The 18510-nt window shown below is 38.7% G+C and carries 20 protein-coding genes; 18 read left to right on the top strand and 2 right to left on the bottom strand.

Translation table 11 applies throughout. The features are described from left to right. The first annotated feature begins 130 nt into the window (after positions 1 to 130). From MMO38_RS12940 to thpD, 16 genes are all read left to right on the top strand, one after another. Positions 131 to 496 (top strand): hypothetical protein, encoded by a 366-nt coding sequence (locus tag MMO38_RS12940; protein WP_241323793.1) that lies wholly within the window; start codon positions 131 to 133, stop codon positions 494 to 496. Positions 497 to 560: 64 nt separating this feature from the next. Then, a complete protein-coding gene (locus tag MMO38_RS12935; protein WP_241323792.1) occupies positions 561 to 1718 on the top strand; it encodes a cupin domain-containing protein in 1158 nt (385 codons plus the stop codon). Continuing rightward, positions 1719 to 2984 (top strand): HlyD family efflux transporter periplasmic adaptor subunit, encoded by a 1266-nt coding sequence (locus MMO38_RS12930; RefSeq protein ID WP_241323791.1) that lies wholly within the window; start codon positions 1719 to 1721, stop codon positions 2982 to 2984. Between the two features lie 3 nt (positions 2985 to 2987). Beyond that, positions 2988 to 5132, top strand: coding sequence for a peptidase domain-containing ABC transporter (locus tag MMO38_RS12925; protein WP_241323790.1), 2145 nt, complete (start codon positions 2988 to 2990; stop codon positions 5130 to 5132). Between the two features lie 787 nt (positions 5133 to 5919). Then, positions 5920 to 6513: a LysE family transporter gene (locus tag MMO38_RS12920; protein WP_241323789.1), complete on the top strand. Its 594-nt coding sequence runs from the start codon at positions 5920 to 5922 to the stop codon at positions 6511 to 6513. A 45-nt stretch (positions 6514 to 6558) separates the two neighbouring features. Continuing rightward, positions 6559 to 6777 (top strand): hypothetical protein, encoded by a 219-nt coding sequence (locus MMO38_RS12915; RefSeq protein WP_241323788.1) that lies wholly within the window; start codon positions 6559 to 6561, stop codon positions 6775 to 6777. A gap of 251 nt (positions 6778 to 7028) precedes the next feature. Continuing rightward, positions 7029 to 7463, top strand: a complete 435-nt coding sequence (gene arsC / locus MMO38_RS12910; protein ID WP_241323787.1) for an arsenate reductase (glutaredoxin) — start codon at positions 7029 to 7031, stop codon at positions 7461 to 7463. Positions 7464 to 7533: 70 nt separating this feature from the next. After that, positions 7534 to 7854, top strand: coding sequence for a metalloregulator ArsR/SmtB family transcription factor (locus MMO38_RS12905; RefSeq protein ID WP_005198498.1), 321 nt, complete (start codon positions 7534 to 7536; stop codon positions 7852 to 7854). A 6-nt stretch (positions 7855 to 7860) separates the two neighbouring features. Further along, complete coding sequence (locus tag MMO38_RS12900; RefSeq protein ID WP_005198497.1) at positions 7861 to 8334, top strand: arsenate reductase ArsC; 474 nt, start codon at positions 7861 to 7863, stop codon at positions 8332 to 8334. Positions 8335 to 8345: 11 nt separating this feature from the next. Next, positions 8346 to 9386 carry an ACR3 family arsenite efflux transporter gene (gene arsB / locus MMO38_RS12895; RefSeq protein WP_241323786.1) on the top strand — a complete coding sequence of 347 codons (1041 nt, stop codon included), beginning with the start codon at positions 8346 to 8348 and terminating at the stop codon, positions 9384 to 9386. Next, positions 9379 to 10098: an arsenical resistance protein ArsH gene (arsH, locus tag MMO38_RS12890; protein WP_241323785.1), complete on the top strand. Its 720-nt coding sequence runs from the start codon at positions 9379 to 9381 to the stop codon at positions 10096 to 10098. The genes arsB and arsH overlap by 8 nt, the downstream gene beginning before the upstream one ends. A gap of 513 nt (positions 10099 to 10611) precedes the next feature. After that, complete coding sequence (locus MMO38_RS12885) at positions 10612 to 11046, top strand: MarR family transcriptional regulator (protein WP_004672461.1); 435 nt, start codon at positions 10612 to 10614, stop codon at positions 11044 to 11046. A 127-nt stretch (positions 11047 to 11173) separates the two neighbouring features. Then, positions 11174 to 11749: a diaminobutyrate acetyltransferase gene (ectA, locus tag MMO38_RS12880; protein ID WP_241323784.1), complete on the top strand. Its 576-nt coding sequence runs from the start codon at positions 11174 to 11176 to the stop codon at positions 11747 to 11749. A gap of 48 nt (positions 11750 to 11797) precedes the next feature. Further along, positions 11798 to 13117: a diaminobutyrate--2-oxoglutarate transaminase gene (gene ectB, locus MMO38_RS12875; RefSeq protein ID WP_241323783.1), complete on the top strand. Its 1320-nt coding sequence runs from the start codon at positions 11798 to 11800 to the stop codon at positions 13115 to 13117. After that, on the top strand, positions 13114 to 13527 hold the full coding sequence (locus MMO38_RS12870; protein WP_241323782.1) for an ectoine synthase: 414 nt from the start codon (positions 13114 to 13116) through the stop codon (positions 13525 to 13527). The genes ectB and MMO38_RS12870 overlap by 4 nt, the downstream gene beginning before the upstream one ends. Before the next feature lie 2 nt (positions 13528 to 13529). Then, entirely contained in the window at positions 13530 to 14435 is a 906-nt protein-coding gene (gene thpD / locus MMO38_RS12865) for an ectoine hydroxylase (RefSeq protein ID WP_130162833.1), read from the top strand. 52 nt (positions 14436 to 14487) lie between these two features. Here the strand turns inward: thpD and MMO38_RS12860 are convergent, their stop codons facing one another. Both MMO38_RS12860 and MMO38_RS12855 read right to left on the bottom strand, forming a co-directional pair. Further along, on the bottom strand, positions 14488 to 15675 hold the full coding sequence (locus tag MMO38_RS12860) for an MFS transporter (protein WP_005198482.1): 1188 nt from the start codon (positions 15673 to 15675) through the stop codon (positions 14488 to 14490). A 19-nt stretch (positions 15676 to 15694) separates the two neighbouring features. After that, entirely contained in the window at positions 15695 to 16114 is a 420-nt protein-coding gene (locus MMO38_RS12855) for a Rid family hydrolase (protein ID WP_004672467.1), read from the bottom strand. A 71-nt stretch (positions 16115 to 16185) separates the two neighbouring features. Between MMO38_RS12855 and soxR the strand changes: the two genes are divergently transcribed. Together soxR and MMO38_RS12845 are read left to right on the top strand one after the other, a co-directional pair. Further along, positions 16186 to 16671 carry a redox-sensitive transcriptional activator SoxR gene (gene soxR / locus MMO38_RS12850; RefSeq protein WP_004672469.1) on the top strand — a complete coding sequence of 162 codons (486 nt, stop codon included), beginning with the start codon at positions 16186 to 16188 and terminating at the stop codon, positions 16669 to 16671. A 703-nt stretch (positions 16672 to 17374) separates the two neighbouring features. After that, complete coding sequence (locus MMO38_RS12845) at positions 17375 to 18502, top strand: Re/Si-specific NAD(P)(+) transhydrogenase subunit alpha (RefSeq protein WP_004672471.1); 1128 nt, start codon at positions 17375 to 17377, stop codon at positions 18500 to 18502. Positions 18503 to 18510 lie beyond the last annotated feature (8 nt).

Below are 18510 nucleotides of genomic sequence, written 5' to 3'. Positions count from 1 at the left end.
AACATGGTGGCTGAAGGCATAGGTTGTGTGGTAACTCCCTAATGGTTTTCAGCCACCTTTTTTTCAAGCTAATTTCTTATCCGCGATTCAGGTTAGTTTATAAGTTAACGAATATTTGAGGGTAAGAGTTATGAGAGAGTTATCAATTCAAGAGCTTGAATTAGTATCGGGTGGTGATGTTAAAGGAGATCTTATTCAAGGAGGGGCTGCTGGTACTGGTGCTGTTATTGGTGCAAAAGCTGGAGAGATTGGAGGGAAAATTGGTGGAGCAGCTGCAGGAGGGGCAATAGGAGGGGCCGTTGGGGGGCCGCCTGGAGCTGCCCTTGGTGTAGTTGTTGGTGGAAAAGTTGGTGGCAGTGCTGGAAAAGTGGTTGGTGGTGTGGTTGGTGGTGCAATAGGTAATGCTATTGGTGGTGCCGCTGGGAAAGATGATAAATCTGGAAATAACTATTGTAATGACGGTACTAATTATGGGAAAGATGGGGGGAACTACTAATTGAAGTTATCAATAGAAAAACAAATTGTTTTTAATGTATTAAGCTTTTTCCTGTTAGGTGGTTATGTTGTTAGATTTTGATATTAATAAAGAAACTTTCAAAAAAGATTTCATGTACAGAGAGCCTCATCTCTTTAAAAATGCAGTAAATTCAGATGGTTTTACATGGAATAATATCAATGAATTATATAGTCGAGGTGATATCTCACATCGTGACTTTAAACTGATGAATGGTTATGAGGTCGATAAGGATGAATATGTCGAGGCGTATGATAATTTGGGGGCGACAGAATATAGATGCATCAAATCAACCTTATATGAGTATTTAAGGAATGGAGCTACGCTCGTTTACAATCGGATTAAGAATGAACCATTTGTAGATCATATTAGTAAACAGATAGCTAACTTTGCAGAAGCTCATACAATTACAAGTGGTTATGCAGCTTTTAGTTCAAAATCCTCTTATAAAAGTCATTGGGATACTAGAGATGTTTATGCTGTTCAATTACTTGGCAAAAAACGTTGGATTCTAAAAAAACCTAATTTTGATTTGCCACTGTACATGCAGCAAACAAAATATTTTTCAGATATTCAAGAGCCTGAAGAGGTATATATGGATGTTACGCTAGAAGCTGGTGACATTTTATATATTCCGCGTGGTTGGTGGCACGATCCTTTGCCTTTAGATGGTGAAACTTTTCATTTAGCAGTAGCTTCTTTTGCTCCAACTGGTTTTGAATATGTTCAATGGCTCGAGCAAATTGCACCAAATATTTTAGCTTGTCGACAAAATTTTACTAATTTCGAATGTGATAAAGAAATGATTGATAATATTAGTCATGAGATTGCCGAAATTTTAAAAGATAAAGATTATTATGAAAGCTTTATGATGCATCAATTGGGGAATCACCATGTTCCATCTATGTTTTCATTAGACATCTTAGGTAATGGTAAAGTTGACAAATTACATATAGGTCAAAAGATTCGTTTAAATGTTAATTTGCTTTATTTCTTTGATAAAGGGTTTGTCATCATTAATGGGAATAAAGTTAATGTTGATGAATTGAGTTTAAAGCTTATTAAGCATTTATATGAAAATCCATATTCTTCTGTTGATCAAGTTTCAAAAGAGTTTGTAGATCATCCAGTAGAAAAAATTAACAGGCTTCTTTTCCAGCTTGCGATACAGGATGTTATTGAGCTTGTGAATATAGAATTCTAAATGAATAACCATCTATTTCGTAAAGAAGCTTTTGATGCAAAACAAACTAGATGGACTGGAAATATTATTCTTTCACGTCCATTTAGTTTTACTTTTTTTACATATTTTTCTTTATGTATCACATTGGTGATCATCGCTTTCACCATCTGGGGGAGCTACACCAAACGTAGCACGGTTAAAGGACAGTTAACTCCTTTATCTGGTTTGATACAGGTGTACGCCACTCAACAGGGCACTATAGTGAAGAAAAATATCTATGAAGGTCAAAAAGTTCAAAAGGGTGACATTCTGTATGTTATTTCTACAACAAATTATACCGAGCATGGTGATATTGCCGCAGCTTTAGCAAAACAAACACAACTGAAGGAGCAATCTCTTCGAAATGAAATTATGCGACTACACCTTATCCATCAAAATGAAAAACAAACTGTTTTGAATCAAATAAGTTTATTAAATGAAAGTTTAATAAGAGTAAATAATTTACTCCTTAATCAAAGAAATCGTGTGAGCTTAGCTAAAAATAACCAAAAACGTTATGAAGTAGCTTTACAGCAAAATGCAGCATCTCATGAGGAGGTTGAAGCTAGGAAAGTTGAATATTTTGATCAAATTTCTCAGTATGAATCTTTACAAAGAGACAAAGTAACTTTGGAAAAACAGTTTAATGAACAGAAAATAGTTTTAGATGGTTTACAGAATAAGCAAAGTAATGAGGTAGAGCAATACGAACGTCTTCTATCTAGTAATGCTCAAGAACTTATTGAAATGCAAGCTCAACAAAGCATAGCAGTTCAAGCGAATGCAGACGGAATCGTAAGCACTATCAATGCAGAGGTTGGTCAATTTGTTGATTTAACAAGACCTTTATTAACAATACTGCCAGAAAATACATCTCTTATTGCTCAGTTATATGTACCTAGTCGAGCAATAGGGTTTGTAAAAGAAGGAGATCAAGTTCTATTGCGTTATCAAGCGTATCCTTATCAGAAATTTGGGCATGCTAAAGCACATGTTTTGTCTATATCTAAAACAGCTTCAGCTGGACAAGATATGAAAACAATAGGCGTGATCTCACCACAAGAACAATTAAATAATGAACCAGTCTATTTAGTGCGAGCAAAGCTAGATAAACAAGTCGTAAAAGCATATGGACAAGATATGCCATTACAAGCAGGAATGACCCTTGATGGCGATATTATGCATGAAACACGCAAGCTATATGAATGGGTACTAGAACCGTTGTTTAGTATTACAGGAAAATTTTAATTTATGCGTCATCTCGAATATCTATCTTTAGGGATAGGTAGAAAAACTCCTGTTATTTTACAAACAGAATCTTCCGAATGTGGACTCGCCTGCTTGGCAATAGTAGCAGGTCATTATGGTTATGATTCTGATTTGTTAACCTTAAGACAAAGATATTCCATATCTCAAAAAGGGGCGACACTAACAACCTTAATTAAAATTGCTAACAAACTACATTTAACAACACGACCGCTTAAGCTAGAACTAAATGATTTAAATAAACTTCGATTACCTTGTATTTTGCACTGGGAACTTAATCATTTTGTTGTGTTAAAAAAAGTGTCGGCAACAAAAATTACTATTATTGATCCTGCATTTGGTGAGAGATTCCTAAGTTACAAACAGGCATCTTTAAGCTTTACAGGCGTTGCTTTGGAACTCTGGCCTGATTCTGATTTTGAAGAAAAGAAAGATAAAACAAGCATTCAGATTTTCAAATTATTTGGTGAAATTAGAGGATTATGGAAATCTCTAAGTCAAATTCTTATTTTAGCATTGGCTTTGGAAGCCTTTTCACTAATAAGTCCATTCTTTATGCAATGGGTGATAGATCATGCCATTGTATCCGCTGACTTAAATCTTTTGACAACTTTAGCTATTGGCTTTGGTTTGTTGATGCTACTCAGTAGCATCATTGGTCTTATGCAGTCTTGGATCGTCATGCATATGGCCACAACCCTAAATGTACAGTGGAAAGCTAATATTTTTCAACATCTTGTTAATTTGCCAACAAGCTTTTTCCAAAAGCGCCATTTGGGAGATATTATCTCTAGATTTTCATCGATTGATGCAATTCAGAGAACATTAACTACATCATTCTTGACAGCTATTCTTGATGGATTGATGACAGTGTTTACACTGGTTCTGATGTTCTTTTATAGTGCACAATTGGCTTGGATAGCTGTTATTACAATCTTTTTATATTCCCTTATTCGTTGGGCTTGGTATGCGCCATTAAGGCGTGCGACAGAAGATCAAATCGTATATGCAGCGAAACAGAACACGCATTTTATGGAAACAATGCGTGGTATAAAAACGATTAAACAATTTGAAAAACAGGAGCTTAGACAGGCTACATGGTTAACCTTATTTGTTGATCAAATTAATGCTGGCTTAGTATCTCAAAAGCTACAATTAATGTTTGGGTTTGTTAACACTATACTATTTGGATTACAGAATATAATTATTCTTTGGTTAGGGGCAAGTTTAGTTATTGAAGGTGAATTCACTGTCGGAATCTTAATGGCATTTATAGCCTATAAGAGCCAGTTTGGTAGCAGGATCAGTTCTCTAATTGATAAATATGTTGAAGTTAAAATGCTAAGTCTGCACGGAGAACGACTAGCAGATATCGTTCTGATAGATCAAGATCAAGCAGATAATTATTTATTCGATCCAGAAACATGGGATCAAAAAATAGGAACGGAGATTGAAGTTAACTCATTGAAGTTTAGGTATTCAGAAGAAGAGCCTTGGATTATTCACCATGTCAATCTAACTATACCTGCTGGGCAATCTGTAGCGATTGTTGGAGCTACAGGCTGCGGAAAAACGACTTTGATGAACTTATTTTTAGGAAATTTGAAGTTAGAATATGGTGATATAAGAATAGGTGGAAAAAGTATAAAGAATTTTGGGAAGAGTAACTTAAAACATCTCACTGCCTCTGTTGCTCAAGATGATGTATTGTTTGCTGGATCAATTATTGAAAATATTAGCTTTTTTGATCATAGTATTAATCAAGAGTGGGTAGAGCAGTGTGCAAAAATGGCTGCTATACATGATGAAATCATAGCTATGCCGATGGGTTATCAGACTTTGGTTGGAGATATGGGAAGTATCCTGTCAGGTGGACAGAAACAGAGAGTTTTATTAGCCAGAGCATTGTATAGAAAACCTAAAATTTTATTCTTAGATGAAGCTACGAGCCATTTAGATGTTTTGAAAGAACAAGAAATTAATTCAATGATTAAATCACTGAACATGACGAGAGTTATTATTGCTCATCGTCCAGAAACAATTGCATCTGTTGATAGAATTGTAGCTATTAAGGGTGGCCGCGTCGTAGAGGATCAGATGATGGAATCCTTGGTATTAGAAGAAATCTAAATAGCCTAAATCTAGGCTCATTTGAAGGAAGATACTGTCTATGATTTCTTTGCTCAATCACTGAGTTTGTAGATCATGAACGCAGTGCAATGAGTACCGATCATCGTCTGGACTCTGCAAGGTTTGGTGCAGGGCTTAAACAACGAGGTCTTGAACAGGCGCTTAGAATGGTAGCTTAAATTAGCCTAAGCGGAATGAGAACAACCTTATTTTAGCTGCATCTTTGGATGTGGCTATTCAAATGGTTTGGTTCGGCGTCATTAAAAATCATACCTTTGTTTCAATGTTAAATAGCCGACAGGATTGCAATCAAGCAAAGGGAATACATGGCACATTTGTAGGCTGAATATTGAATACAATACATTTGACTGGAGAAGAGATCGAAAACTGAAGCCTATATTTGATCTTGCTGAATGATCAAATCGGCAATTTGCGCGCAATATTAGCATAAAACTAAAAGTAGTACATTTGCTTATGAATCATGTCTAAACTGCTTGAAAGGTGTGTGGGCTTTTTCCGACGCTTTATTCAATTTCAACAATAAATTTTTCTGAATAATCAGAATCTTGTGTGATTCAAAGACAGTTGTATTCTCTAAAAGACCCGATGAAAAGTGATATTGGTCACACATTTGATTTGTGCTAAATCAAAGTGTTTTTTTGGTTTAAGATGTTGATTTATATAAAATAGTTTAGTTTTAATTATTTTTGGTTACAACCATTTTATCGACAAACCTTTGTCTATTTTGCCATATTTCGCTTGCACAATTTATCAAAGGGATTTGTCTATGGTGACATTTTTATTCTTTGGTTTGATTATTACGATCTTACTTACACCAGGTCCAACGAATACATTATTGGCTTCATCAGGAATCCAAGTAGGTATCAAACGCTCACTTAAATTAATTCCATCGGAGGTACTCGGTTATTTTATTGCAATTACTGCATGGGGGTTTTTACTTGAGTCCGTTTCTCACTATATGCCTTGGTTACCACCTTTCATAAAGTTGTTTAGCGCCGCTTTTATCATTTATTTAGCAATTAAACTATGGATAACTTCTACCAAAAAGATGGATTTAAACCAGCCATTAATTACCTCAAAGGCTTTATTTGTCGCAACTTTACTTAACCCTAAAGCTCTGTTGTTTGCTTCAGCTATTTTCCCGCATACGGTTTGGTTGAACCTCCATCAATATATAATTCATATGGGAACTTTTTTAACACTGATTACACCAATCGCTTTTTTATGGATTGCTTTTGGATCAGTCTTAATTTCAAACAAAATTACTTGGTTGAATCAGCGTAATTTACAACGTAGTGCATCATGTATTCTAACTGTCTTTGCTATGCCATTGGCTTTTTCTGCAATCACATCATTTTAATTTCATTTATTTGTGTATTTTAAATCTGTAGAACTGGAGTTTCTAATGAAAAATATAAAAATCAAAGTTAAGAATCAATTTGACTCTGAAAAGATAGTTATTGCTAAAATTAAAGAATTAAATGATCGAGAAGATCTTTCTTTCAAATATATAGAGCAAATTGAAGTGGACGGCGATATTCTTTTACCTAACATTGATTTGCTTTTTGAAAACCCAAAAGATGGCTGCATTTATCGCTACGTAGACATCGTTGAATCAATTTAAATGGGTAATGAGCAACTGTATTCGTAATCTGTAAAATGGCGTGATCATATCCAATAAGTAATAGTGATATAGAGAAAACCACAACTTTATTGTTGTGGTTTCTGTTTTTAAGCACTTAATTTTATTTGATATATTGTTCTTGATTCAGAGCTTATGCTGTTTAGAGAGGAAAAAAGAGCGAGATGTATATTGAGTATATATGCTAATTCGTATATAAAGATATAAGCATATACAAACTAGAGTTCATTCAAATGACAACTTCATTAGACGTGAAGATTTTTCACAACCCAGCTTGTGGAACTTCAAGAAATACCTTGGCTTTAATCCGCAATACAGGGATTGAACCGACTGTGATTGAGTATCTAGTGACACCACCCACCCGTGAGGAACTGATTCAGCTCATTCATGATGCTGGTTTAACGGTTAGGGAAGCGATCCGTAAAAATGTCGATCCATATCGTGATTTGGCACTGGAGCGTGAGGATTGGACAGATGAGCAGCTCATCCACTTTATGCTTGAACATCCAATTTTGATCAACCGTCCTTTTGTTGTGACTGACTTGGGTACTCGTCTTAGCCGTCCTTCTGAAATCGTCTTGGATATTTTGCCATTGCCGCAAAAGGGTGCTTTCACTAAAGAAGATGGTGAACAAGTGATCGATGAAAATGGACAACGGGTAAATTAAAAAATTTAGCACTGAATTGTCAACAAACCCTCATTATCTGCATATTCAAATAAACAAATAAGGTGCCAATATGGATCAAGTTAATTTTTTTAAATGCTTATCAGATGAAACCCGTCTCAATATCGTCACTTTAATTGTAGAGAATAAAGAGTTGTGTGTTTGTGATCTCACTGAAAAGTTACAACTCAGTCAACCCAAGATTTCAAGACATCTCGCTTTATTGCGTTCATCTGGATTATTACAAGACAGACGCCAAAGCCAATGGGTGTATTACAGCATAAATCCACAGTTACCGAATTGGTGTCATGACATTCTAAATGTATTGACCACACAGCAATCCAACAATATCCCAACATTAGCCGCTCTACCTACACAGAGCTATTGTGAGTAAAACATCATGAAATTTCTTTTTTTATGCACTGGAAATAGTTGCCGCAGTATTTTGTCAGAAGTCCTTTTTAATGATCGTGCACCAGCGGGTTGGAAGGCATATAGCGCAGGCAGTAAGCCGTCTGGACAAGTCCATCCACTAACGATCGAAACCTTACAAGCTTTAAATCTTTCTACTGAGGGATTGTGGAGCAAAACCATTGATGATTGTGAACAGTACCAAGCTGATGTAGTGATTACGGTGTGTGATTCGGCGGCCCAAGAAGCATGTCCGTTGTATCTCGGTGGCGCGATCAAAGCGCACTGGGGCTTGGTCGATCCTTCGCATTTAGATTTACCTAAAGAAGAAAAACTCAAAGCTTTCCAAGTGACTGTCGATCATATCAATCGTCGCCTTGATGCGCTATTTGCACTTGATGCGGCCAATATGGCACGTCCTGAAATGATTGCAGCAATCAATCAAATCTCACATATCGATTAATTGGGTAGAACATGGCTAAATCAGGATTGTCCTTTTTAGATCGTAACCTCACGCTATGGATTTTCATGGCGATGGGGTTGGGTGTTGCGATCGGTGTATTTTTTCCGCAAGCGTCGGTTGCTTTAGAGCGAATGAGTTTTGACTCAGTCAATATCCCGATTGCGATCGGTTTGATTTTGATGATGTATCCGCCGTTGGCAAAAGTCGACTATGCAACTTTACCTGAAGTGTTCAAAGACAAGAAAACGCTAATCTTGTCATTGGTACAGAACTGGTTGATTGCACCGATATTGATGTTTGCATTGGCGATTATCTTTTTGCATAGCTATCCAGAATACATGACAGGTTTAATTCTGATTGGACTGGCGCGCTGTATTGCGATGGTCTTGGTCTGGAATGGTTTAGCTTGTGGTGATAACCAATACGTCGCAGCCTTGGTCGCATTCAATAGTATTTTCCAAATCTTATTTTTTAGTACCTATGCGTGGTTATTCTTAACGGTGTTGCCGCCATATTTTGGCGTGGCAGGACAGGTGATTGATGTCGATTTCTGGACGATTACCCATGCTGTGTTGGTTTATTTAGGTATTCCATTCTTCCTTGGTTTTATGACGCGATTGATTTTGGTCAAATCTAGAGGTTTGGATTGGTATCAAGATAAATTCTTACCCAAAATTAGCCCCCTAAGCTTGTTGGCATTGTTATTCACGATTGTGGCGATGTTTAGCTTAAAAGGCAGTGATGTGGTGAGTTTGCCTTTGGACGTGATTCGTATTGCGATTCCATTGACGATTTATTTTGTGCTGATGTTCTTTATTAGCTTCTTTATGAGTAAGTGGATGGGGAACAATTACCCGCGTACAACCGCGATTTCGTTTACGGCGGCTGGAAATAACTTTGAGTTAGCTTTGGCTGTGGCGATTGCGACCTTTGGTTTAGCTTCTCCAGTAGCATTTACTACGGTCATTGGTCCATTGGTGGAAGTGCCTGTGTTGATTGCGCTGGTGAGCGTATCATTGTGGTTAAAGAAGAAGTATTTTCCAAATGAATAAATCAGATGTTGATGTAACGAATATTGATCTTGAATTACTGCCAAAACCTGAATTTCAACAGGTTCAAGCGCTAAAGCTGGATCATCCACCCCGTATTTTATTGTTATATGGTTCTAATCGAGAACGCTCTTATAGTCGATTGGCGGTGATGGAAGCAGGTCGTATTTTGCAGTATTTAGGTGCTGAGGTGAAAATCTTTCATCCTAAAGGACTGCCTTTACCCGAAGATGCGGATATGGAGCATGCGAAAGTAAAAGAGTTGCATGAACTGTTGGCATGGTCTGAGGGAATGGTGTGGTGCTCGCCTGAGCGTCATGGTTCGATGAGTTCGATCTTTAAATCACAAATTGACTGGATTCCACTGGCTGGCGGTGCGATCCGAGCAACACAAGGCAAAACCTTGGCCTTGATGCAGGTCAGTGGCGGATCACAGTCATTTAATAGTGTCAATCAAATGCGTATCTTGGGCCGTTGGATGCGGATGATCACGATTCCAAATCAGTCTTCAATTCCTAAAGCATTTTTGGAGTTTGAAGAAGATGGACGTATGAAAGCCTCATCTTACTATGATCGTATCGTAGATGTGATGGAGGAGCTTTATAAGTTCACATTGCTGACGCGTGGACAAAGTCAGTATTTAACCGACCGTTATTCTGAACGCAAAGAGTCCGCTGAAGAACTTTCAAAGCGTGTCAATCAACGTAATCAGTAAAATCTCAAATCTTAGTGACGATCTAAAAATGTGTTTGTTGTTATCAGCTATCACATTTCAGATCGTCATTTTTTTAGAAGTTGAATCCGCAGATTTTGTTGAGAAACTTCAGCAATTTCCTCTGAGTCATACATCGTGATAAAACAACAAAAAATCGTAAAATATTAATCATGGCATGAATCTTGAATGGCTGTTTTTTGTGCATTGTTTTGGCTTTATATGGATTTTATAGATTACACAAAATTACATAATTTATAGTAGTTTGATTTATATATATATTTAAAAATGATTCACGGGAAAATCATTCTTATTGAAACTATTTGATATGAATTGATTTGAAGAAAAAATATTCACTACCTATAATGATTTCTACTCAAGGTATCGGGAAATAGATGTACTTGGCGTTAGGGTCAAGCGTAAAGAAATAACGCGGTGATGTTTTATTAAAATACAGACAACATCATGTACAACGTACTACAATAGTGTGTTTAGCTTTTTTTGTGCGTGATTGAGATGGATGATGCTGTTCGTGTTTTACAAAGTGTTCGGCGGATTGAGCAGTGTGTGGAGCTTTATTCCAAAAGATTGTCTCAACTTCACCAAATCACGACACCGCAACTCGTTGCGCTGATGACCGTTGCAAAAATAGGCCCATGCAGTATGTCTGTCATTGGCAAAGCAATTTTTGTGAGTCCGAGTACCGTTGTTGGAATTATTGATCGTCTCGAGGAAAAAGGTTTGGTCTTGCGTGTAAGGGATACACAGGACCGTCGACATGTACATGTCAGCCTGACCGCGAAAGGCGAACAATTATTAGATCAATCACCGTCTGCGTTACCTGAAGGTTTTTCACTGGCTTTACAAGCTTTGACCAATGATGAGCGACAGCATCTCATTGTGTCATTAGAGCGGTTTGCCCAGTTACTTGAGGCAAAAGTTCCAAATTAAATCCAGTTGAAAATAGGGCAATACAGATTATCAATGTGATTGTTATTCAATGACATGCGTAGATGCTATCCTGATACCACACTTATAACTTGAGTATGCCGATTACGGAAATACAAAAGGAGATAGCGTGGAAGCTTTATCAAGACAGTCAATTCGCTTGACTAAACAATCAATTATTCATCAGCTGAATCAATGCAGTGTTCGTAATTTCAAACCAAAAGATGTACGTGAAGTACATGCGCTGATTCAGTCCTGTCCATCTTTGGACCTCAACTCACTCTATGCATATGCATTACTTGCTGAACATCATACCGATACCTGTTTTGTGGCTTATAACCACAAAGGTGAAATCTCGGGTGTGGTGACAGGCTATATTTGTCCAGAAGATCCAGATACGTACTTCCTCTGGCAAATCGCGGTCTCGCCCAGTGAGCAAGGAAATGGGATCGGCTCCTTACTCCTTGATAACGTAAAAGAACAATGTTTAGAAAACCGCCAATTAAAATTCTTAAAAACAACAATTTCTCCAAGCAATAAAGCCTCTCAAAATCTTTTCCGCAGTTTTGCCTCTCGCTTTGATGTTGATTGTAAAGTCAGTCCGTTTTTATCCAAGCAAGCGCTGCAGCCTTTACAACCCGAACCATTCGATACTCAGCATGAGCCAGAAGACTTATACACCATCGGTCTTTGGGATTGGAATTGAGCAGTATTTAAGAGATTTATTCCTTTTAAAATTAACTTGGAGTTATTCATGAATATTTTCAGTCGATTGGAGTCTGAAGTACGAGGTTATATCCATTCTTTTCCAACCATATTCAAAACTGCAAAAAATGCAGTTTTGGTGGATGAGAACGATCGATCTTATATTGATTTTCTCGCGGGTGCGGGCACATTGAATTATGGGCACAATCATCCCGTGCTGAAACAGGCTGCAATTGATTATCTGATGCAAGATGGCATTGTGCATGGCTTGGATATGGCAACCTCTGCGAAAAAGGCTTTTATAGAAACCTTTGAGCAATATATTTTAAAGCCACGTACTTTAAATTATAAGTTGCAGTTTACTGGTCCAACAGGAACCAATGCCGTAGAAGCGGCAATCAAGTTGGCGCGTAATGTCACCAAGCGCCACAATATTATTGCATTTACCAACGGTTTTCATGGGGTGAGCTTAGGCGCACTTTCATTAACAGGAAATCAAAAGTTTCGTGAAGCTGCGGGTGTGGCTTTGGGTAATGTTCATCATGCAGCCTATGCAGGCTATTTTGGTGAAGATGTCGATACCATTGCGATGCTGAATAAGCTTTTGACAGATCGTAGCAGTGGCATTGATCTACCAGCCGCAATCATTGTTGAGTGTGTGCAAGGCGAAGGCGGCTTAAATTCAGCCAGTATTGATTGGCTAAAGCGACTTTCAGCTTTGTGCAAACAACACAAAATTCTATTAATTGTCGATGATATTCAAGCAGGCTGTGGACGTTCAGGTCATTTCTTTAGCTTTGAAACAGCGGAGATCACACCTGATATCGTGACTTTGTCTAAGTCTTTATCTGGTTTTGGTTTGCCTATGTCTTTGGTTTTGTTTAAACCAGAATTGGATATCTGGCGTCCGGGTCAGCACAATGGCACATTCCGTGGCAATAACTTAGCATTTGTCACCGCGACTAAAGCAATTCAACACTTTTGGGCGGATCAAAGCTTCCAAACGGAATTGGCGCAGAAGTCCGAATTGGTCAGCCGTCGATTACAAGAGATGGTGAAGAAATTCCCAGCGGCAGAGTTAACCCATCGTGGTCGTGGCTTGATGCAAGGTATCGCATTTAAAAACCCAGACTGGGCCGATGAAGTGACAACTCAAGCCTTCCAACTTGGTTTGGTGATTGAGACTTCTGGCAGTCGTGGTGAAGTGGTGAAATTACTACCGCCATTGACGATTGAACCTGAAATCTTAGAACAAGGGATTGAGCTGTTAGAGCAGGCAATTGAACATGTGGTTCAGGTCTATACCCAAGCCAATTTACCTCAAGCGAAAGTAAAATCGACAGTTAAAGTACACGGAGTTGTTTCATGATCGTACGTCAATTACAAGATATTCTAAATACTGATCGTGATGTGCAGACAGAAACGTGGGCAAGTCGCCGTTTATTATTACGTGAAGATGGTATGGGCTTTTCGATGCATGAAACCACCATTTTTGCAGGTACAGAAACGCATATTTGGTATAAGAACCATTTAGAAGCGGTGTATTGCGTCAAAGGTGAGGGCGAGATTGAGCTGATTCCGTCTGGAGAAGTCTTTAAAATCACGCCAGGAACACTCTATGCCTTAGACAAACATGACAATCATTATCTACGTGCGACCACTGATTTGGTTTTGGTCTGTACTTTCAATCCTGCCTTGGTAGGCAATGAAGTGCATGACAAAGATGGCGTGTATGCAACACCAGAACAGATGATGAAACAGACTGAGGAGGAGGTGTAATCGTGCAAATGAGTAACCCTTACCTGACTCGAAGAAGTGATGCTGCTGCAATCATTTCGCGTGCAGATCCAGTGGTTTATCAGCAAGATGTGGTTCAAGGTGCAACTGAACAGCAAAAACAGGATTATGCAAAAAATGGCTTTTTGCAAGTTGATCAATTATTTAGTCAAGATGAAGTACAACATCTACTGAATGAGTTACATCAAATGCGCCAAGATTTCGCCGTTCAACAACGCCCTGAAGCGATTATTGAGCGTGAAAGCCAAGAAGTGCGTTCGATTTTTAATGTGCATCGTTTAAATGATGTATTTAAAAATCTAGTCTCTGATGAACGAGTATTAAACATTGCTCGATCATTACTGGGAAGTGATGTTTATATACATCAGTCGCGTATTAACTATAAACCGGGTTTGCATGGCAAAGAGTTTTTTTGGCACTCAGATTTTGAGACTTGGCATAGTGAAGATGGCATGCCGAGAATGCGTGCTTTAAGTTGCTCGATTTTACTGACGGATAATGATGATCATAACGGGCCACTTTTGGTGATCCCCGGTTCACATCAACACTATATTTCTTGTCAGGGTGAGACCCCTGATGAGCACTATAAAAAGTCGCTCAAAAAGCAAGAGTATGGTGTACCCGATGGTAGCTTATTGCGCTATTTGGCCGATATGGGCGGCATACATTCGTGTACAGGGTTGGCGGGTAGTGTTGTGTTCTTTGATTGCAATTTAATGCATGGTTCAAACAGTAACATTACTCCATTCCCACGCAGTAATATTTTCTTTGTCTATAACAGTATCGACAATCAATTACAGCAGCCATTGGGTGGGCTTAAACCCCGACCTGAATTTATTGCGGCGCGAGAGGATATTGTTGCGATCGAGCCGAATAACTTAAGACTTTAAACGCTATCCTTATATAAATGCCAAGAAGATGAGTCTTCTTGGCATTTTTCGTTTAGGCTGAAATGGTTTTGGATGAAACCAGCTTATCCAAGAAACTAAAGAACATACAAGCGAAAACCAAACTGAGACCAACCAAACAGGTCATGCTCCAGCCTCCATGATTCCATGAGAAAATTCCCAATGCAGAACCGCAAGCGCCGCCAATAAAATAGGTGGTCATATAGATGGCATTGATACGTGACTTGGCATCAGGGCGTAAACGGAAAATAATGCTTTGATTGCTGGTGTGAACGAGTGCTAAAGCCAATTGGATTAGTGCGAAGCCAAGAATATAACTGAATAAATAAGTCTGACCATAATAGAAGCAGATCCAACTCAAGATAAATAATCCGCAACCCATCCATGTCAATTGTTGGGTATAGCCTCGATCAGCATATTTACCGATATATTGTGTCGATAATGCGCCAAAGATGCCGACCAATCCAACCATGCCAATCAGTAGATCAGACAGTTGATGTGCGGAAGCCAACAGTAAGGCGATGGTCGAAAATAAAATACTGACGGCAGCAAAAGCAAATCCACCTGAAAGCGCACGTAATAAAAGGCGTTTTTCTTGTTTTAGTAGTTGTGCCATCGATGCAAACACTTGCCCATAATTCATTTTCATCCGCATCACATACGGTAAACGGCTTTTTAGGGCATAGGCCAATATCAACATCAATACACCACTGACCGCATAAATCATTTTCCAGTGAAATAAATTGGAAAATAACCCTGCTAAACTGGTCGATAGTAAAATTCCGACCAATAGTCCACTCATCAAGAAGCCAACCACTTCGCCCGTTTTTTCAGGTTGTACCGTCATGGTTGCCAGTGGAATCAGGATTTGTGCCGCAACTGAGAATAAACCAGCCAAGACTGTTCCAAGCCATAACATCGGCAAATTCACTGAAAAAGCACTAATAAATAAACCGACCGCACAAAAACACATTAATAAGGGGATGAACTTGGTTTTATTGACCACATCTCCCATCGGCACAATAAAGAGTAAGCCCAAGGCATAAGAAACCTGTGCAAAAGTGACGGTGAGGGCAGCTTGACCCTCCGTCACAGCAAAATACTGCTGAATCGAATGGATCAACGGTTGACTATAATAGTTTGCACCTGCACACAAACCACATGCCACAGCCATAAACCAGAGCAGGGCTTTATTTTGACTAATATCTTGGGAGGCAGACATAATTCTCTCTATAACGGGTCTAAGCGGTATATGCAGTTGCTTCAATTTCGATTTGCATGTCTTTTAATGCTAAACAGGGCACAGGAATAAGTGTGCAAACAGGGAAAACATGATTTTTCCACAAACGCTGCATGATATGAGTCAATTTTTGAAGTTTCTCAGCATCGTGATCGACAACCAGAATACGTAAAACAGCAATATCTTGAAGTTGGGCTTGAGCTGAAGTTAAAGCATGTTGGATATTATAAAAGACTTGTTGTACCTGTTGGTCAAAATCTTGTGACAGTTCACCATTTTTATTTTCACCGCCTTGACCTGCAATATGAATGGTACGCATATTGGGTTGTACGATGCTGACATGGCTATACCCATTGGCACGTGGGTCATACAGCTCATTTGGATTGATTATGGTAAATGCTTGCGTATTTGTATTATTCATTGGAAAACACCATTCGGAAAACTGAGTTATGTTAGTATCAAAGCTCAAGTTAACTAGAGGTCAAGCATATTTTGGAACAAGAACAATTACAGGCTTGGCTCACGATTGGTGAGCTTGCAAAGCGAAGTGGTGTAAGTGTTGCAACCATTCGTTTTTATGAAGAAAAAGAACTGATATGGAGCGTACGAACTTCAGGTAACCAGCGCCGTTATCAACGCGCTATATTGCGGCGAATTGCAATTATTAAAGCAGCGCAACAAGTTGGGATTAGCTTGGGGCAAATTAAAGAGACCTTTGCTTCTTTACCTAAGCAACAAATTGCCAGCAAACAAGACTGGCAAACGATGTCTCAGCAATGGCAGGGCCAACTTGATCAGCAAATCATGATGTTATTGCAATTACGTCAACAGCTCGATCAATGTATTGGTTGTGGCTGCCTATCTTTGGCGCAATGTCCATTGCGGAATCCTGATGATTGTTTAGCAAAAGAGGCAATGGGCGCTCATTTTCAGGAAATTTTATTTTTACTCAATCAAAAAAATGATGCGACAGGCTAATTTGATTAAAAATCGCACCAATATTGTGCAATATGCGGAAATTTGCTGCTAAAAAATAAACAAATATCACTTGAGAAAATGCCAAGCTACGTTTTTACATTTCTTTTTTAATTGTGCTTATTATTTAATCGCCAACATTACATTGAATGGAGTGAAATTTCGATTCATTCAAGCTTGGTTAAATTTAAGTGAATAACAGGGCTAATAAAAAGTAGCCGAAAAAAACAATAAAAGTTTAAATAAGCCAATCCACTCGCGTAATCGCATGCTTATGATGCCGATTCAGGTCGTCAATCTGTAGATACCCGACGCAAGTGCCATTGATATGTAACGCATTTGAACAAGGCTTATTTATAGTGAACGCTGTGCTGTAGATTTATTTCAATAGATATCGCTTTGCTATTCAATCACGCATGCGATACAAAGTGTAGATATGAGCAGATTTATGTGGATGATAATGGCATATCATCTTTAACGAGTATCGAAGCGTAGGTTTGCATTATAAAAATCAAACATACCAATCATACAAGTTAGAAACATTAATATGAATCATCAGTTCAAAATATAGGTATTTATTAAATAAATATTGGGTGGAATTTTAAAAAAGTTCCATTAAAATCCTAAGTCTCTACAAAGAATACTCCTGGGGGAAACATTGCGATTCGCGATGTTTACTTAAGAAAAACTAGCTTGAGGAACGCTCATGCAGATCGGAATCCCAACCGAAACTGTCGTCGGTGAAAGTCGTGTTGCTGCAACACCAGAGACAGTGAAGAAGTTGATTAACGCAGGTCATAGCGTTGTTATTGAACGTGGCGCTGGTGTTAAAGCTGCGTATATTGACAGTGCTTATGAACAAGTTGGCGCAGCCATTACGGATGATGCATATACAGGTAGTCAAATTATTTTGAAAGTACGTGCCCCTAGTGGTAACGAAATTCAAAAACTTGCGGCGAATACATCTGTGATTGCAATGTTTGACCCTTACCGAAATCCAGAATTAGACCAATTTGCTGCTCAGCAAGTGTCTGCTTTTGCTTTAGAGTTACTTCCACGTACACTTTCACGTGCACAAAATATGGATGTACTTTCTTCTCAAGCAAACTTGGCGGGTTATAAATCTGTATTGTTGGCTGCGGCTGAATATCAACGTATGTTCCCAATGTTAATGACGGCTGCGGGTACTGTAAAACCAGCACGTGTTGTGATCATGGGTGTTGGTGTTGCTGGTCTGCAAGCGATTGCGACTGCAAAACGTTTGGGTGCAATTGTTGAAGCGACCGACTTACGTCCAACCGCTAAAGAGCAAGTTGAGTCTTTAGGTGGTAAATGGTTAGACGTACCGATGTCTGATGAAGAAAAGCAAAAAGCTGCCGACGCTGCCAAGAATGGTTATGGTTGGATGCCGGGTGAGCAATACATTCAAGATCAAGCTGCGATTGTGGATAAAGCGGTATCAAATGCAGATATCGTGATCACAACTGCTTTGCTTCCTGGTCGTAATGCGCCGCGTTTAATTAAAGCTGAAACCGTTGCCAAAATGAAACCGGGTTCTGTCATTTTAGATATGGCAGTTGAAACGGGTGGAAACGTTGAAGGTTCTAAAGAAGGCGAAACAGTAACAACTGAAAATGGCGTGAAAATTTTGGGTATCCCAAATATTCCGGGCACAGTTGCAACTGAAGCATCTGCATTGTATGCACGTAACGTATTTAACTTCCTTGAAACATTGTTTGACAAAGACAAAGCCTTTGCGATCAATCAAGAAGATGAAATCCAAAAAGCGTTACTCGTGACACATGGCGGTCAAGTACTGCTCAAGCGTGGTTAAGGAGAGTT

Origin of the sequence: Acinetobacter sp. NIPH 1852 (assembly GCF_022549455.1) — a bacterium.
Taxonomy (GTDB): Bacteria; Pseudomonadota; Gammaproteobacteria; order Pseudomonadales; family Moraxellaceae; genus Acinetobacter.
Note: the sequence above shows the minus strand (reverse complement) of the source record. Positions and strands in the feature narration are given on the sequence as shown.